The sequence below is a fragment of the Bradyrhizobium sp. USDA 4341 genome (assembly GCF_054063755.1).
Window position 1 is genome coordinate 1182464 of record NZ_JBSSGO010000002.1, and the last position, 12879, is coordinate 1195342.

Annotated in this window: 15 protein-coding genes; 6 read left to right on the forward strand and 9 right to left on the reverse strand. The window is 63.8% G+C overall.

Features of this window, described 5'->3' with window-relative positions; all coding sequences use genetic code 11:
- Both ACVIGB_RS11465 and ACVIGB_RS11470 read left to right on the forward strand, forming a co-directional pair.
- Entirely contained in the window at window positions 1–696 is a 696-nt protein-coding gene (locus ACVIGB_RS11465) for an ArsR/SmtB family transcription factor (protein ID WP_229167743.1), read from the forward strand.
- 316 nt (window positions 697–1012) lie between these two features.
- On the forward strand, window positions 1013–1282 hold the full coding sequence (locus ACVIGB_RS11470; RefSeq protein ID WP_092114950.1) for a GCG_CRPN prefix-to-repeats domain-containing protein: 270 nt from the start codon (window positions 1013–1015) through the stop codon (window positions 1280–1282).
- Between the two features lie 68 nt (window positions 1283–1350).
- Here the strand turns inward: ACVIGB_RS11470 and ACVIGB_RS11475 are convergent, their stop codons facing one another.
- Window positions 1351–1731 (reverse strand): twin-arginine translocation signal domain-containing protein, encoded by a 381-nt coding sequence (locus ACVIGB_RS11475; RefSeq protein ID WP_425304803.1) that lies wholly within the window; start codon window positions 1729–1731, stop codon window positions 1351–1353.
- Between the two features lie 272 nt (window positions 1732–2003).
- Here ACVIGB_RS11475 and ACVIGB_RS11480 point away from each other — a divergent pair, with 272 nt between their 5' ends.
- Complete coding sequence (locus ACVIGB_RS11480; RefSeq protein WP_456722597.1) at window positions 2004–2354, forward strand: cupin domain-containing protein; 351 nt, start codon at window positions 2004–2006, stop codon at window positions 2352–2354.
- A 772-nt stretch (window positions 2355–3126) separates the two neighbouring features.
- Here ACVIGB_RS11480 and ACVIGB_RS11485 read toward each other — a convergent pair.
- The 3 genes from ACVIGB_RS11485 to ACVIGB_RS11495 form a co-directional block, all read right to left on the reverse strand.
- On the reverse strand, window positions 3127–3663 hold the full coding sequence (locus ACVIGB_RS11485) for a GNAT family N-acetyltransferase (RefSeq protein WP_456722596.1): 537 nt from the start codon (window positions 3661–3663) through the stop codon (window positions 3127–3129).
- Window positions 3664–3786: 123 nt separating this feature from the next.
- On the reverse strand, window positions 3787–4134 hold the full coding sequence (locus ACVIGB_RS11490; protein ID WP_456722595.1) for a hypothetical protein: 348 nt from the start codon (window positions 4132–4134) through the stop codon (window positions 3787–3789).
- Window positions 4135–4250: 116 nt separating this feature from the next.
- Window positions 4251–4880, reverse strand: coding sequence for a hypothetical protein (locus ACVIGB_RS11495; protein ID WP_456722594.1), 630 nt, complete (start codon window positions 4878–4880; stop codon window positions 4251–4253).
- A gap of 100 nt (window positions 4881–4980) precedes the next feature.
- On the opposite strand from ACVIGB_RS11495, the gene ACVIGB_RS11500 reads away from it, so the two are divergent.
- Window positions 4981–6066, forward strand: coding sequence for an IS5 family transposase (locus ACVIGB_RS11500; RefSeq protein ID WP_456722593.1), 1086 nt, complete (start codon window positions 4981–4983; stop codon window positions 6064–6066).
- Window positions 6067–6177: 111 nt separating this feature from the next.
- Here the strand turns inward: ACVIGB_RS11500 and ACVIGB_RS11505 are convergent, their stop codons facing one another.
- Both ACVIGB_RS11505 and ACVIGB_RS11510 read right to left on the reverse strand, forming a co-directional pair.
- Complete coding sequence (locus tag ACVIGB_RS11505; protein WP_456722592.1) at window positions 6178–6522, reverse strand: hypothetical protein; 345 nt, start codon at window positions 6520–6522, stop codon at window positions 6178–6180.
- A gap of 5 nt (window positions 6523–6527) precedes the next feature.
- On the reverse strand, window positions 6528–8060 hold the full coding sequence (locus ACVIGB_RS11510; protein WP_456722591.1) for an acyl-CoA carboxylase subunit beta: 1533 nt from the start codon (window positions 8058–8060) through the stop codon (window positions 6528–6530).
- Between the two features lie 160 nt (window positions 8061–8220).
- Between ACVIGB_RS11510 and ACVIGB_RS11515 the strand changes: the two genes are divergently transcribed.
- A complete protein-coding gene (locus tag ACVIGB_RS11515) occupies window positions 8221–8622 on the forward strand; it encodes a DUF4260 domain-containing protein (protein ID WP_456722590.1) in 402 nt (133 codons plus the stop codon).
- On the opposite strand, the gene ACVIGB_RS11520 is transcribed toward ACVIGB_RS11515, so the two are convergent.
- Window positions 8615–9418: a PilZ domain-containing protein gene (locus ACVIGB_RS11520; RefSeq protein WP_456722589.1), complete on the reverse strand. Its 804-nt coding sequence runs from the start codon at window positions 9416–9418 to the stop codon at window positions 8615–8617. The two genes, ACVIGB_RS11515 and ACVIGB_RS11520, sit on opposite strands and share 8 nt — an antisense overlap.
- A 280-nt stretch (window positions 9419–9698) precedes the next feature.
- A complete protein-coding gene (locus tag ACVIGB_RS11525; protein ID WP_456722588.1) occupies window positions 9699–10625 on the reverse strand; it encodes a DMT family transporter in 927 nt (308 codons plus the stop codon).
- Window positions 10626–10779: 154 nt separating this feature from the next.
- Here ACVIGB_RS11525 and ACVIGB_RS11530 point away from each other — a divergent pair, with 154 nt between their 5' ends.
- A complete protein-coding gene (locus ACVIGB_RS11530; protein WP_456725197.1) occupies window positions 10780–12135 on the forward strand; it encodes an aminotransferase-like domain-containing protein in 1356 nt (451 codons plus the stop codon).
- Window positions 12136–12162: 27 nt separating this feature from the next.
- Here ACVIGB_RS11530 and ACVIGB_RS11535 read toward each other — a convergent pair whose 3' ends face one another.
- Window positions 12163–12819 carry a carboxymuconolactone decarboxylase family protein gene (locus ACVIGB_RS11535; RefSeq protein ID WP_456722587.1) on the reverse strand — a complete coding sequence of 219 codons (657 nt, stop codon included), beginning with the start codon at window positions 12817–12819 and terminating at the stop codon, window positions 12163–12165.
- Window positions 12820–12879 lie beyond the last annotated feature (60 nt).

Sequence of the window (12879 nt, forward strand, 5' to 3'; positions counted from 1 at the left end):
ATGAAAGCAGGACCCGACATCTCCCGGATCGCCGCTTTGGTCGGCGATCCCGCACGTTGCAACATGCTGACCGCGCTGATGACCGGCCGCGCGCTGACCGCGAGCGAGCTGGCGCAGGAGGCCGGCATCACGCCGCAGACGGCGAGCTCGCATCTCGCCAAGCTCGAGGCCGGCGGGCTGATCGAGCCCGAGAAGCAAGGCCGCCACCGCTACTACCGGCTCTCTGACCCCGACGTCGCCGACGTGCTCGAAGGCCTGCAGGGCATCGCCGCCCGCGCCGGCCATATGCGCGTGCGCACCGGGCCGAAGGATCCGGCGCTGCGCCGCGCCCGCATCTGCTACGACCATCTCGCCGGCGATCTCGGCGTGCAGATGCTCGACAGCATGAAGCGGCAGAAGCTGGTGCGCCAGAGCAAGCAGGCGATCGAGCTGACCGGCGAAGGCAAGCGCTTCATGGCCGAAGAGCTGCAGATCGACGCCGATGCGCTGACGCATCCGCGCCGTCCGGTGTGCAAGGCCTGCCTCGACTGGAGCGAGCGGCGGCACCATCTCGCCGGCACGCTGGGCGCCGCGATGATGGATCGCTTCACCGAATTGAAATGGGCGGCGCGCGATGCTGCACCGGGCAGCCGCGTGGTCAATTTCTCGCGCAACGGCGAGAAGCGGTTCGCAGCGCTGTTCGGCGCGGGCGAGTAACGTCGCGCGTCGAAGTCCGCATCGGCGCGGTCATTCGCGAACTCCTTGTTTCGCTTGTCTCGCTCTCCGATACATTTCGCGCCTCGCCGCTGTGCTTCGTCGTGCTCGCGATTGCGAAATGTTTCAAATTGATGCTGGGCTCACTTGCTTGCGGCGCTCTGACGCAGCTGTGACGCGCAACATTCATGTCGCATTCAGCCCGCAACACTAAGGTCGGCGACATCGGGCACGGCTTCTGCAATCATCCGGCCGGGCGAATCGGTAATCTAAAGTTTGTTGCGGTGCCGCAGCGCGGCCGAATTAAAAGGAAGAAGACATGAAGTATCTTTTTGCAGCAGCAGTTTTGGTGACGACCGCTTTCGCCGGCATCAGCGCAGCTGATGCTGCCGGTGGTTGCGGCCCCGGCTGGCACCGCGGTCCCTATGGCGGCTGCGTCAGGAACCGCGGCCCCGTCGTCGTCGCTCCCGGCCCGGTCGTTGTTGAGCGCCCCGTCGTCGTCGCACCCGGCGCGGTCGTGGTGGCGCCGCGCGTTCGCGCTTGCCCCTATGGCTTCGCCTGGCGCTATGGCCGTTGCCGCCCGATCTGATCGCGGCACACCTGCGCAAACAAAACCCCGCCTCGCGCGGGGTTTTTCTCTTCGAGGCGGTGCCGATGTCACCAGCGGCGCCAGTGGTGCCTGCGCCAATGGTGATGGCGCCAGCCCCAATGCCGATGGTGCCAGCGCCGATGATGCCAACGGCGGTGGCCGTGATGCCAGCGCACCTCCTCGGGCTTCAGGCGACCGACCTCGTCGCCGGTGGTGACGGCCGGATGCGCATCGTTGCCGGCCGGCGCGCGGGCATCCTGGTTGAGCGGAAGCGGCGCGAGCGGCGCCGCCTGAGCTGTCGCTGCAAAAGTCGCCACACCGGCGGCGACACCGAAGGCCATCTTCAGAAAATCCCGGCGTTCCATCAGAGTTTCCCTTTGTTGCTGAGTTGGACCAACTGCGTCAGCGAGTTTTTTCGCCGCGACCTGAACGCCGGCTGAACCGCGCATTCACGTTTCAGGGAGTTCGACGCCGCGTGGCTCTGTTCCATATAATCATCACGACAATGCCTCCTCCTCCAACGTTTTGTGGGGCGGGTTAGGCGAAGCCGTAACCCGCCGCCCGTCGCGCGGAACAAGGACGGCGGGTTACGCTGACGCTAACCCGCCCTACGCATCACGCCCGCTGCTGCATCTTGCCCGTCATGCCCATTCCGCCGGTTTCGTGAACCGTCGAACGGAACTAGCATCACGCATCACAAGAAGATCTCCGGGAGGCCGCCATGAAGTCAGGACAACCGATCAAGGATGCCAGCCACCTCTACGAAGTCGAGCGCCGCGCCCAGCACGCCACCCGCCCCGGCTTCCGCATCATGGAGTTGCAGCTCTCGCCGACCCAGAAGGTGCCGTGGCATACTCACAGTAACATCTCCGACACATTCTATGTGCTGGAAGGCCGGATGCGATTGTTCCTGCAGGAGCCGAAGGAAGAGGTGAACCTCAAGCCCGGCGAGGTCTACGCCGTGCGCCCGACCCGCCCTCACCTCGTCACCAACGCCGGCACGACGTCGCTGACCTTCCTGGTTTTGCAAGGCGTCGGGGAATACGACTACGTGCCGCTGGCGGCGATGTAAGGAGCGAAACTCTCTCCACCGTCGTCCCGGCGAAAGCCGGGACCCATAACCACAGGATTGAGTTGTCGAAGCATGCTGTGGCCACCGCATTCCAATCCAACTTGCATTTGTGGTTATGGGTCCCGGGTCGCGCTTCCGCCTTCGCTCGTTGAGCTACGGCGGACAAGTCGCTTGCCCGGGATAACGCGGGGATAGATTCCGATTCACATCTCAAACAGCATTGAGGACAAGCGTCCGCATTCTCGCGACGCAAATCGTCCGAGCTTTGCATTTCATTCCGCCCTCTCTCGAACAGAGGGCGCAGGGAAAGCCGGGTGCCGATCGCACCCATGGGCCCCGAGCAAAAGGTAGAAAGCTCGGGGGTAGGACCACAGGTGTAACCGGAGCAATCCGGCTTTCCCTGCGCGATGGCTTACGGCTTATTTCGTGCTCTCCCCGGCGAGACTGGGCTTGCTTGTCACCGCCTTCGCAACGCGCATCGCGCAATTGGAAAAGACACCTGCCGCTAGGGCGTCAGGACCACACGACTTCACCGTCCGCTTCGCGCGCTCTCGTCAGCACCACGCTCGGCGTCCACCGCATCTCGACCCACGTTCGTGACGACCGCGAAGCGCCCCTCGATTGGGTGAGACGGGACAATTGAACATCTGAGTTGGGTGAAACGCCAAGCGGAATATTTTCTCAATGGCGGCTTGACGCATTTTGCTGAGTTGCCCGTCGGGTTACTATGTCGCAGCCGGCGCAAGCGGATTTGATTTGCACGATGGGCAAATCAGCCACGCGGCCATCCCGATGGCACGACCCAGACCAGCCCGCGCCACGGCTCGCCGCGCCCCGTCAGTGTCGTGAAATCGCGCACGGGATCGCGCCGCAAATTGAGCCGCGCCATCACAGCCTGAGAGCGCGCGTTGTCCGGGCTGGTGTATGACACGATCTCGCGCAAGCCTACGTCATGAACGGCATGCAGCAGCGCTGCCCTCGCGCTCTCGGTCGCGTAGCCATGCCCCCAGGCCTTGCGCGTCAAGCGCCAGCCGATTTCGAAATGCGCGCCGAGCGGATGGTCGTTCGACATTCGCGGCATCACCCCTGCATAGCCCAGCAAAGCGCCGTCGACATCCTCAACGGCCCATCGGGATATGCCGTGGTCGCGCTGCGCGGCAACGTATCGCTCGAATTTCCGGTCGCTCTCCGCCCGGCCGACGGATCCGCCGTAGTCGGCCATGACGTCAGGATCGGCATGCATCGCCGCGAACGCGTCGCGATGGCGGTCGTCCCATTTGTGGAGTCGCAGACGCGGCGTTTCGATCATGCAACGCAGTCTAGCATGTAGCCCGCATGAGCGAAGCGATATGCGGGAACGACGTCTCCGCGGCTGGACCGCCCCGGATATCGCTGCGCTCATCCGGGCTACGCAGGGGCGCGAGCCATCGCCTCACATCAGCTTCAGCGGCGCGTCGTGCACCAGCCGAAGATCGATGTTGCCGATCAGACGCGCACGACGTGCCTCGGCGGTGCTGATCGCAGCCTCGGTCTGCCGCAACGTGCTCACATTCGATCCGAGCGACACGATGCCGCCGAGCACCAGCGCAATCGATCCGAGTGCTGCGGTCTCACCAGAACCGAACAGGCCGAGCAGCGCAGCGACCAACAAGACGAACCCGCCTGCGATCGCGATCTTCGAGCCGAGAATGATCCGCCGGGACCGTTCGGCGCTCTCGGCGAGTTCCTCGATCCGTGCCTCGATCTCTGAGATTTCGTCGATCGGCTCGTCTTCTGTCATCGGATTCGAACCTGTGGGGCGGGTTGCGCGAAGCCGGTAATCCGCGACAATCATTCGGAACGAACGTAGCGGTTAGGGCATCGCCCACGCCATCCTACGAGGTCGGATTTCCAGTATTAGGGGAATGGGTCATGGTCGGCCGCACGGCCCTCCGATCGCGAGCGCTGATCGATCTCATTGAGCTCCTCTACGCGAGGTCTTGAGCATACTTCGCAGAATCCAACGCCCAATTCGGTAAGATGATGATAGTCAATGATGACTTCGAATCGTTCGGGTTTGCTGCCATCTAATGCAACTATCTTGAGAGGAACGTGACGGACTAGGCCCAAAGACTCCAGTATGGAAAGATCTGCCGGGCTCTCAATTCCCTGATCGGCAACGACATCATATCCTTCCCACAATTCACCCCCAAGTTGCTGCCGAATTGCGGAATAGTTTAGAAGAACACCAGGCCTCCGAAAGACTCGCTCGATCTCTGCGAAGGTCTCGTCAATATGCTCCTCGCCTTGAAGAATTTGGCGAAGCCGAGGCGTCAATCGCTCCCCGATATTGTACTCTGGATAGTTAAGAAACGAATCACCGAAGACGGCGCCCGGATAGTCAAATTCGGTATGACGATTAAAGGCGATACGCTCAAGACACACAGCTTGGCGCCCCGTCATTTCCTCTAGTATCCCGACAAACCGTGGCTGCACTTCTACGTCTCTCGCGGCTGACGCTATCAAGTTCGCCCAGCGATCAATCATCTCATCATCGGTCGCCTCTTCTAGCAGTCTGCTGAAAAAGCCCTCGCAAAGGGCTGCGGTTGATGATTCAATTATCTATCATGAATCGTCGGGGGCTCGCATGCGGGGCGATTTTGCGGATCAGGGCGGGTTGTTTTCGTACATCTCGCCGGAGGCACGGGTACCTCCGAACCATCCGCTGAGGAAGATCCGAGGGCTCGTCCGCGATGTGCTGGGCGAGATGAACCGTAACTTGGGGAAGCTTTACGCGAGCGAAGGACGGCCCTCGATCCCTCCGGAGCAATTGCTGAGCGCAATGTTGCTGCAGGTGTTCTACGGCATTCGATCGGAACGCCAGTTGATGGAGCAACTGGACTACAATCTTTTGTACCGCTGGTTCGTAGGACTTTCGCCGGACGCCCCCGTCTGGGACCCGACCACCTTCACCAAGAACCGCGACCGGCTGCAGAACGGCGAGGTGTTTGCGACGTTCATGAACCGGCTTCTGAACCATCCGCAAGTCAAGCCACTATTGTCGGACGAGCATTTCTCGGTGGACGGAACGCTGATCGAAGCCTGGGCATCACAGAAGAGCTTTTGCCCCAAAGACGGCAGCGGTGATGACCACGACGGCGCTAACTTCCACGGCCAGAAGCGCAAGAACGACACCCATGCGAGTACCAGCGACCCCGACAGCCGGCTCTATCGCAAGGCTGCCGGGCGGGAGGCGAAGCTCTGCTATATGGGCCACGCCACCATGGAGAACCGGCATGGGCTGGCGGTAGCCGGCATGGTCACGCACGCCAATGGCACCGCCGAACGCCGAGCCTCGGAGATCATGCTGAAGGCGAGAGGCAAAGTTGCCGGCTGCCGCATCACGGCCGGTGAGGACAAAGCGTACGATACGGTCGATCATGTGGCCAATCTTCGCGCCATCAACGTGACACCGCATGTGACGCAGAACCAGGCCGTCACCAAAACCGGCAAGACCCGCAACAGCGCCATCGACCAACGAACCACGCGGCATCCGGGCTATGGCATGTCGCAATCGCGCCGGGCGATGATCGAGTGCATCTTCGGCTGGGGCAAGCAGCACGGCACCATGCGCAAGACCAAACATCGCGGCATCGCTCGGGTCGCTGCCGACTTCATGCTCAATCTGATCGCCTACAACCTGATCCGCATCCCCAAACTGGTTGCAGCGTAGCCAACTTGGCGTCCAGACCACCAAAGCGCTTCAAACTCTCAAACAAATCATCCCAACAATGGCACCCGCGACAGAACAAACGCCCAATTCCTTGGATTTTTCAGTAAACTGCTAGAGAAGCTTTCTCAAGAGCTGGCACGAGAATCTTGCGCGGAACTTGGCGAGTAGCTGGAGCCTTCTCCAGTTCTGAATTTTCTGCGCAAGGTTCAGAAGCGTTTCTTCCTGCTGAATTCGCAACAGCTCCCGCTTATGCCGCAGAGCGTCGCCTCTGAGCGCCGCCCATTCCGTGATCGGCGAAATCAAATCTATCCATGCTCCCGCTTTTGCTCGTGTAACGTCGGCTGGAACAATTGCAGTAGTCGTATGCTTACGCTGATACGTTGCTCTTACGACGGCCTCGGCCGTCGCCGTTACCTCGGCTTTGATCCCAGCGCCTGACGTTTTCTTTTTCGCCATCCTACTTACAACGGCAAATTGTCGTGCTTCTTCGCGGGGATCTCGACCTTCTTATCCCTGAGCATCGCCAGTGCCCGCGCGATCCGCCGCCTCGTCGAATGCGGCATGATGACGTCGTCGATGTAGCCGCGCTCGGCGGCGATGAAGGGCGACAGGAAGCGGTCTTCGTATTCCTTGGTGCGCGCGCCGATCTTGTCGGGGTCGCCGATGTCAGAGCGGAAGATGATCTCCACCGCGCCTTTGGCGCCCATGACAGCGATCTGCGCGGTCGGCCAGGCGTAGTTCATGTCGGCGCCGATTTCCTTCGACGCCATCACGTCGAAGGCGCCGCCATAGGCTTTGCGGGTGATGATGGTGACGAGCGGCACCGTGCACTGCGAATAGGCGAACAAGAGTTTGGCGCCGTGCTTGATCAGGCCGCCATATTCCTGCGCGGTGCCCGGCAGGAAGCCCGGCACATCGACGAAGGTGACGATCGGGATGTTGAAGGCGTCGCAGAACCGCACGAAACGCGCGGCCTTGCGTGAGGCATCGCTGTCGAGCACGCCCGCCAGCACCATCGGCTGGTTGGCAACGAAGCCGACCGTGCGGCCGGCGATGCGGCCGAAGCCGGTGACGATGTTCTTGGCAAAGGTCTCCGAGATCTCGAAGAAATCGCCCTCGTCCACGACCTTGAGGATCAGCTCCTTCATGTCGTAGGGCTTGTTCGGATTGTCGGGGATCAGCGTGTCGAGCGACATGTCGACCCGGCCGATGTCGTCGAAGCTCGGCCATTCCGGCACGCCGTCGGTGTTGTTCGACGGCAGGAAGTCGATCAGCCGGCGCATCTGCAACAGCGCATCGACGTCGTTCTCGAACGCGCCGTCGGCGATCGAGGAGCGCGTGGCGTGCACCGAGGCGCCGCCGAGTTCCTCCGCCGTCACCACCTCGTTGGTGACGGTCTTCACCACGTCGGGGCCGGTGACGAACATGTAGCTGGTGTTCTTCACCATGAAGATGAAGTCGGTCATGGCAGGCGAATAGACGTCGCCGCCGGCGCAGGGGCCCATGATGACCGAGATCTGCGGGATCACGCCCGAGGCCTGCACGTTGCGGCGGAACACATAGGAATAGCCCGCGAGCGCGGCGACGCCTTCCTGGATGCGCGCGCCGCCGGCGTCATAGAGGCCGATGATGGGCGCCCTCGCCTTCATCGCCATGTCCTGAAGCTTTGTGATCTTCAGCGCATGGGTTTCCGACAGCGAGCCGCCGAACACGGTAAAATCCTTGGCGAACACAAAAGTCTTGCGGCCATTGACCGTGCCCCAGCCGGTGACGACGCCGTCGCCGGGGATCTTGTTCTTCTCCATGCCGAATTCGATCGAGCGGTGCTCGACGAACATGTCGAATTCCTCGAACGAGCCCTTGTCCAGCAGCAGCTCGATCCGCTCGCGGGCGGTCAGCTTGCCGCGGGCGTGCTGCGCCTCGATGCGCTTTTCGCCGCCGCCCAGCTTGGCGCCGGCGCGCCGCTCTTCGAGGGTGTCGAGGATGTCTTTCATTTGTTTCCGCCCGTGTTAGCTACAGTCCGCGTCCCGGCGCGGGCCGAGGCCCGCTTCGTTCGGAATGGCTTTAGCACGGCCATTTCGGAACCGGAAAGGCGCTTGTGAACCGGTTCGGGCGCAAAAACGGTAGGATTTTCCGACATCTGGGGAGACAGCGATGACTGATACGACCACGACCGAGACCGGCGCCGCGACCGGCGGGGTGCGCACCCTGCTCCGGCTGGAGGGGCTGGTGCTGTTCCTCGGGATGACCGTGCTCTACTACAAGTGGGAGGGCTCCTGGCTGATCTATGTCCTGCTGTTCCTGGTGCCGGACATCAGCTTTGCGGCTTACTTGATCAGCCCGCGGGCCGGCGCCATCGCCTACAACGCCGCCCACACCTATCTGGCGCCGGTGGCGCTGATGACGCTGGGTTTTGCCGGCGAAGGACCGCTGGTGCTCTCGATCGCGATGATCTGGCTCGCCCATATCGGGATCGACCGCGCGCTCGGCTACGGGCTGAAATATTCCAAAGGCTTTGGCTTCACCCATCTCGGGCGGATCGGAAAGCTCAGCTGAACTGGACGCCGATCCGGCCTTTCCTGCGCCAGATCACGCGGCAATGCCGCTCCGTCGTCTCCATTTCCAGCACAAGGCGGAAGCTGTCGGGGATATCGGCGGGATTCGTAGCCTCGACCGCGGCGCCGGTCGCGGAGAGGTTGCGCACGATGCAGGTCATGCTGCGCCGGGCAAAGCTGATCCGCGCCGCGCGCGCGACGTTGCGCCTGAGAGCCCTGCGCTGGTCGCCAGCGGCCTCGCTGGTCGCGCCGGTCGAGAAGCCGGAGCGGATCCTGCCTTGCAGCCGCACGTCTGCCTGCATGTCGAAATGCTTGAGAATGCGTGGCCGGCTTCCGACCACGGTCAATTGCAGGGACGCAAGCAGATGCTCGACCTTCTCGCCGTCGCTGCCGAACGGCAGCAGCAGCCGCTCGCAATCGACCTGCTGGTCGTTCGCATCGATGGTGGAGAACACCATGTAGACCGCGCATCCACTCTCGGCGCATTCCTTCGCCGGCCTCAGCGTGATGCGCCGGAGCGACATCGAGACCACCTGCTCCATGGTCTTGCCTGCCCAGGCGGAATTGAACGCCTCGGCGACATGCTCGCCCTGATACATAGCACGGAATTTGCGCAGCCGCCCCTCGCCCTCGACCGCCCATGCGACAAGCTGCCGGGGATCGTGCAGCGCAGGATCCGGCTTCAACTCGGCGAATGCGGGAAATGGCCGGCCGGCGGCCAGTTGATCCCACTGCTCCAACAGTGCGCGCTGGCTTGGCGACCTGATCGCGTCAGGCGCAATGAACCTGAAGGTCATCTGCCCCTCTGATGTCGCGTCAGCGCGCAAGGTGGGCAGCTCCGCTTAAGGATCACTGAAACCCGATCCGTAACAGTGCGGGGCCGTGCCGCCGACGGGGTGAATTAGCGCTTGGCATGGTTAGCGCTCGCTTTACAATTCGGCCGAGTCAGAGAGGGAAATCATGCTCACCTACAGCCGCTCGGCAGCCATTGGAGCGGTGCTTCTCAGCGCGCTGCTGTTCGCCTGCATCGAGACCGGCGCGCAACAGACGCTGTTCAAGCTCGGCTAGCCGCGCTCGTCACGCGAAGCGGCGCGCGAACACGACGCAGACGACGACCAGCATGGTCGCTGCGATCATCGACCAGGCGACCGGCTCATGCAGCAGCAGCCCGGCCAGCGCGAGGCCAAAGAACGGCTGCAACAGCTGCAGCTGGCCGACGCTGGCGATGCCGCCGAGCGCAAGCCCGCGATACCAGAACACGAAGCCGACCAGCATGCTGAAGATCGAGACGTAAGCGAGCCCGAGCCAGGCCGGCGCGCCGATGCCCTGCCAGCTCGGCGGCAGCGTCATGATGGTCATCACGAGCACCACCGGCACTGAGAGCACCAGCGCCCAGGAGATCACCTGCCAGCCGCCGAGCCGGCGCGACAGCGCAGCACCCTCGGCATAGCCGAGGCCGCAGACGATGATGGCGGCGACCATCAGCAAGTCGCCGGTCAGCGAAGCCGATCCGTCGCCCGACAATGCGAAGGCGCCGACCGTCGCGCTGCCGATGCAGGAGAACAGCCAGAACAGCGGTTTCGGCCGCTCGCCGCCGCGCAGCACGCCGAACACGGCGGTCGACAGCGGCAGCAGCCCGATGAACACGATCGAATGCGCCGAGGTGATGTGCTGCAACGCCAGCGCGGTCAGCAGCGGAAAGCCGATCACGACGCCGAGGGCTACGATGGTCAGCGACACCAGGTCCTTGCGCTGCGGCCAGGGCTGCCGCAGCACCGCCAGCAGTGCCGCGCCGAGCAGCGCCGCGATCACCGCGCGTGCCGACGTCAGGAACAACGGCGAGAACCCGGCGACCGCGACGCGGGTGGCCGGCAGCGAGCCGCTAAAGATGATCACACCGAGCAGGCCGCTGCCCCAGCCCTCCAGCGAAGCGCTGCTGCGCCCCTCGCCGGCCCAGGACTTCCCCGACAGAGACTTCCCCGACAATGTCTTCGAATCGCTCATCGCACACCTCAACGTTCGCGGGCGAGGATAGCGGCGACGGGCTGGCCAAGGCAGCTACGGATCAGTACAATATCGCCAAACTGTATGGGTAAAGGTAGGCATACACTTGCAGCATCCAGCCAATGCGCCGAAGGCGACGCGGACCACCGGCGTGATGAACGCGATCCGCGCCAGGATCGCGAGCCGCGCGCTCGCCGCCGACGACCGCCTGCCCTCGATCCGCAGCTTTGCCGCGACCATGGGCGTCTCGCCCTCGACCGTGGTCGAGGCCTATGACCGGCTCGCCGCCGAGGGCCTGATCCGGGCGCGGCCGGGCTCGGGCTTCTATGTCTCGTCGGCGGCGCTGCCGCCGCTGGCGCTGGCCAACGACCAGCCGCAGCACGACCGCGCCGTCGATCCGTTCTGGGTGTCGCGGCAATCGCTCGACGCCGCGAGTGGCGCACTGAAGCCGGGCTGCGGCTGGCTGCCCGCCGACTGGATGCCGACCGAGGCGCTGCGGCGCGCGTTCCGCGGCCTGGCTCGGGCCGAGGACGCCGTGCTCGCCGACTACGGTGCGACGCGCGGCTCGCTGGCGCTGCGCCGCATGCTGATGGCGCGGTTCGCCGACGAGGGTCTCGAAGTGTCGCCCGAGCAGGTGCTGCTCACGATGTCCGGCACCCAGGCGATCGACCTGATCTGCCGCTTCCTGCTGCGGCCCGGCGACACGGTGCTGGTCGACGATCCCTGCTTCTTCAATTTCCGGGCGCTGCTGCGCGCCCACCAGGTCAAGCTCGTCAGCGTGCCCTACACGCCATCGGGCCCCGACGTCGCAAGTTTCGAGGCGGTGCTCGAAGCCGAGCGGCCGCGGCTCTACATCACCGTGTCCGGGCTGCACAATCCGACGGGCGCGACGATGTCGCCGCAGACCGCGCACCGCGTGCTGAATGCCGCGGCGGCATATGACTTGACGATCGTCGAGGACGACATCTTCGCCGATTTCGAGCCGGAGCCATCGGCGCGGCTCGCGGCGCTCGACGGGCTGAACCGCGTGATCCGGATCGGCAGCTTCTCCAAGACGCTATCGGCGTCGTTGCGCTGCGGCTTCATCGCGGCGCGCGCCGACTGGATCGAGCAGCTGGTCGATCTGCAGGTCGCGACCGGGTTCGGCGGCCCCTGTGCGGTCGCGACCGAAATCATCGCCAGCGTTTTGGCGACCGGCTTCTACCGCAAGCATGTCGAGGAGCTGCGCCGGCGGCTGGCGCGCGCCCGCCGCGACGTCGGCGAGAAGCTGCAGCGCATCGGCATCGAGCCGTGGCTGATGCCGCGCGGCGGGTTCCAGCTCTGGTGCCGCCTGCCCGACGGCTGCGACTCCGCCGACGTGGCGCGCGCCGCGCTCGCCGACAACATCGTGCTGGCGCCGGGCAACGTGTTCAGCACCACGCAATCGGCCACCGGCTTCATGCGCTTCAACGTCGCCCAATGCCGCGACCCGAAACTGATGCCGGCCTTGCTGCGGGCGATCGGGCGCTAGCAAGCCCCCGATCGCGGCGGCGCTCGCTTACTTCTCACCGACCTTGAACGGCTCTTCCTTGCCGGGCGGGACCGTCTCTTCCGCCATCGCCAGCAGCATTGCGACCATCACGTAATTGCCGGCGACAGCGGTGAGGTCGACGATCTGCTGATCGTTGAAGATTGTCTTGGCCCGCGCATAGGTCTCGTCGGTGACCTTCTTGGTCGCGGTCAGCTCGGTGACGAAATCGTACACCACGGCCTCATCGTCGGCCATTTTCGACGGGCGGTTGCCGGCCTTGAGCTCGGCGATGACATCGGTCGACAAGCCGGCCTTGGCCGCGAGCGGCGCATGCGCGAACCACTCGACCTGCGAGCGCCACTGCCGGCCGATGATCAGGATCGCGAACTCGTTGAGCCTCGTCGGCACCGAGGTCTGCCAGCGCAGATAATAAAACAGATCGTAGAGCCGCTGGCCAAGCACCGGGCTGCGGATCATCGGATTGTACGGCCCGCCGATGCCGACGCTCGACACCTTCATGATCGCCTCGCCGAGCGGCCGCTGCTGGTCGTTGAGCTGATCCATCGTGAGCTGCGGGAAGCGCGGCTCCTTGCTGGTGGCCCGCGCCGAAAACATTGTGGCCGCGAGCCAGCCGCCGGCCGCGGCCAGCGTGAGCGACGACAGCCAGACTGTTGCTGAGTGCATGGTTTCCCTCCGCGATTGATTTTATCGGAGGATGCTAGTCGAGCGGCGCGACAGCGACCA

Excerpts from the sequence above, each read along its gene's own strand:
- ACVIGB_RS11480 (WP_456722597.1), top strand. The coding sequence starts at position 2,004 with ATGAAGTCAGGACAACCGATCAAGGATGCCAGCCACCTCTACGAAGTC.
- ACVIGB_RS11525 (WP_456722588.1), bottom strand. The coding sequence starts at position 10,625 with ATGAGCGATTCGAAGACATTGTCGGGGAAGTCTCTGTCGGGGAAGTCC.
- ACVIGB_RS11485 (WP_456722596.1), bottom strand. The coding sequence starts at position 3,663 with ATGATCGAAACGCCGCGTCTGCGACTCCACAAATGGGACGACCGCCAT.
- ACVIGB_RS11475 (WP_425304803.1), bottom strand. The coding sequence starts at position 1,731 with ATGCGCGGTTCAGCCGGCGTTCAGGTCGCGGCGAAAAAACTCGCTGAC.
- ACVIGB_RS11530 (WP_456725197.1), top strand. The coding sequence starts at position 10,780 with ATGAACGCGATCCGCGCCAGGATCGCGAGCCGCGCGCTCGCCGCCGAC.
- ACVIGB_RS11465 (WP_229167743.1), top strand. The coding sequence starts at position 1 with ATGAAAGCAGGACCCGACATCTCCCGGATCGCCGCTTTGGTCGGCGAT.
- ACVIGB_RS11510 (WP_456722591.1), bottom strand. The coding sequence starts at position 8,060 with ATGAAAGACATCCTCGACACCCTCGAAGAGCGGCGCGCCGGCGCCAAG.
- ACVIGB_RS11505 (WP_456722592.1), bottom strand. The coding sequence starts at position 6,522 with ATGGCGAAAAAGAAAACGTCAGGCGCTGGGATCAAAGCCGAGGTAACG.
- ACVIGB_RS11490 (WP_456722595.1), bottom strand. The coding sequence starts at position 4,134 with ATGACAGAAGACGAGCCGATCGACGAAATCTCAGAGATCGAGGCACGG.
- ACVIGB_RS11520 (WP_456722589.1), bottom strand. The coding sequence starts at position 9,418 with ATGACCTTCAGGTTCATTGCGCCTGACGCGATCAGGTCGCCAAGCCAG.
- ACVIGB_RS11470 (WP_092114950.1), top strand. The coding sequence starts at position 1,013 with ATGAAGTATCTTTTTGCAGCAGCAGTTTTGGTGACGACCGCTTTCGCC.
- ACVIGB_RS11500 (WP_456722593.1), top strand. The coding sequence starts at position 4,981 with ATGCGGGGCGATTTTGCGGATCAGGGCGGGTTGTTTTCGTACATCTCG.
- ACVIGB_RS11515 (WP_456722590.1), top strand. The coding sequence starts at position 8,221 with ATGACTGATACGACCACGACCGAGACCGGCGCCGCGACCGGCGGGGTG.
- ACVIGB_RS11495 (WP_456722594.1), bottom strand. The coding sequence starts at position 4,880 with ATGATTGATCGCTGGGCGAACTTGATAGCGTCAGCCGCGAGAGACGTA.
- ACVIGB_RS11535 (WP_456722587.1), bottom strand. The coding sequence starts at position 12,819 with ATGCACTCAGCAACAGTCTGGCTGTCGTCGCTCACGCTGGCCGCGGCC.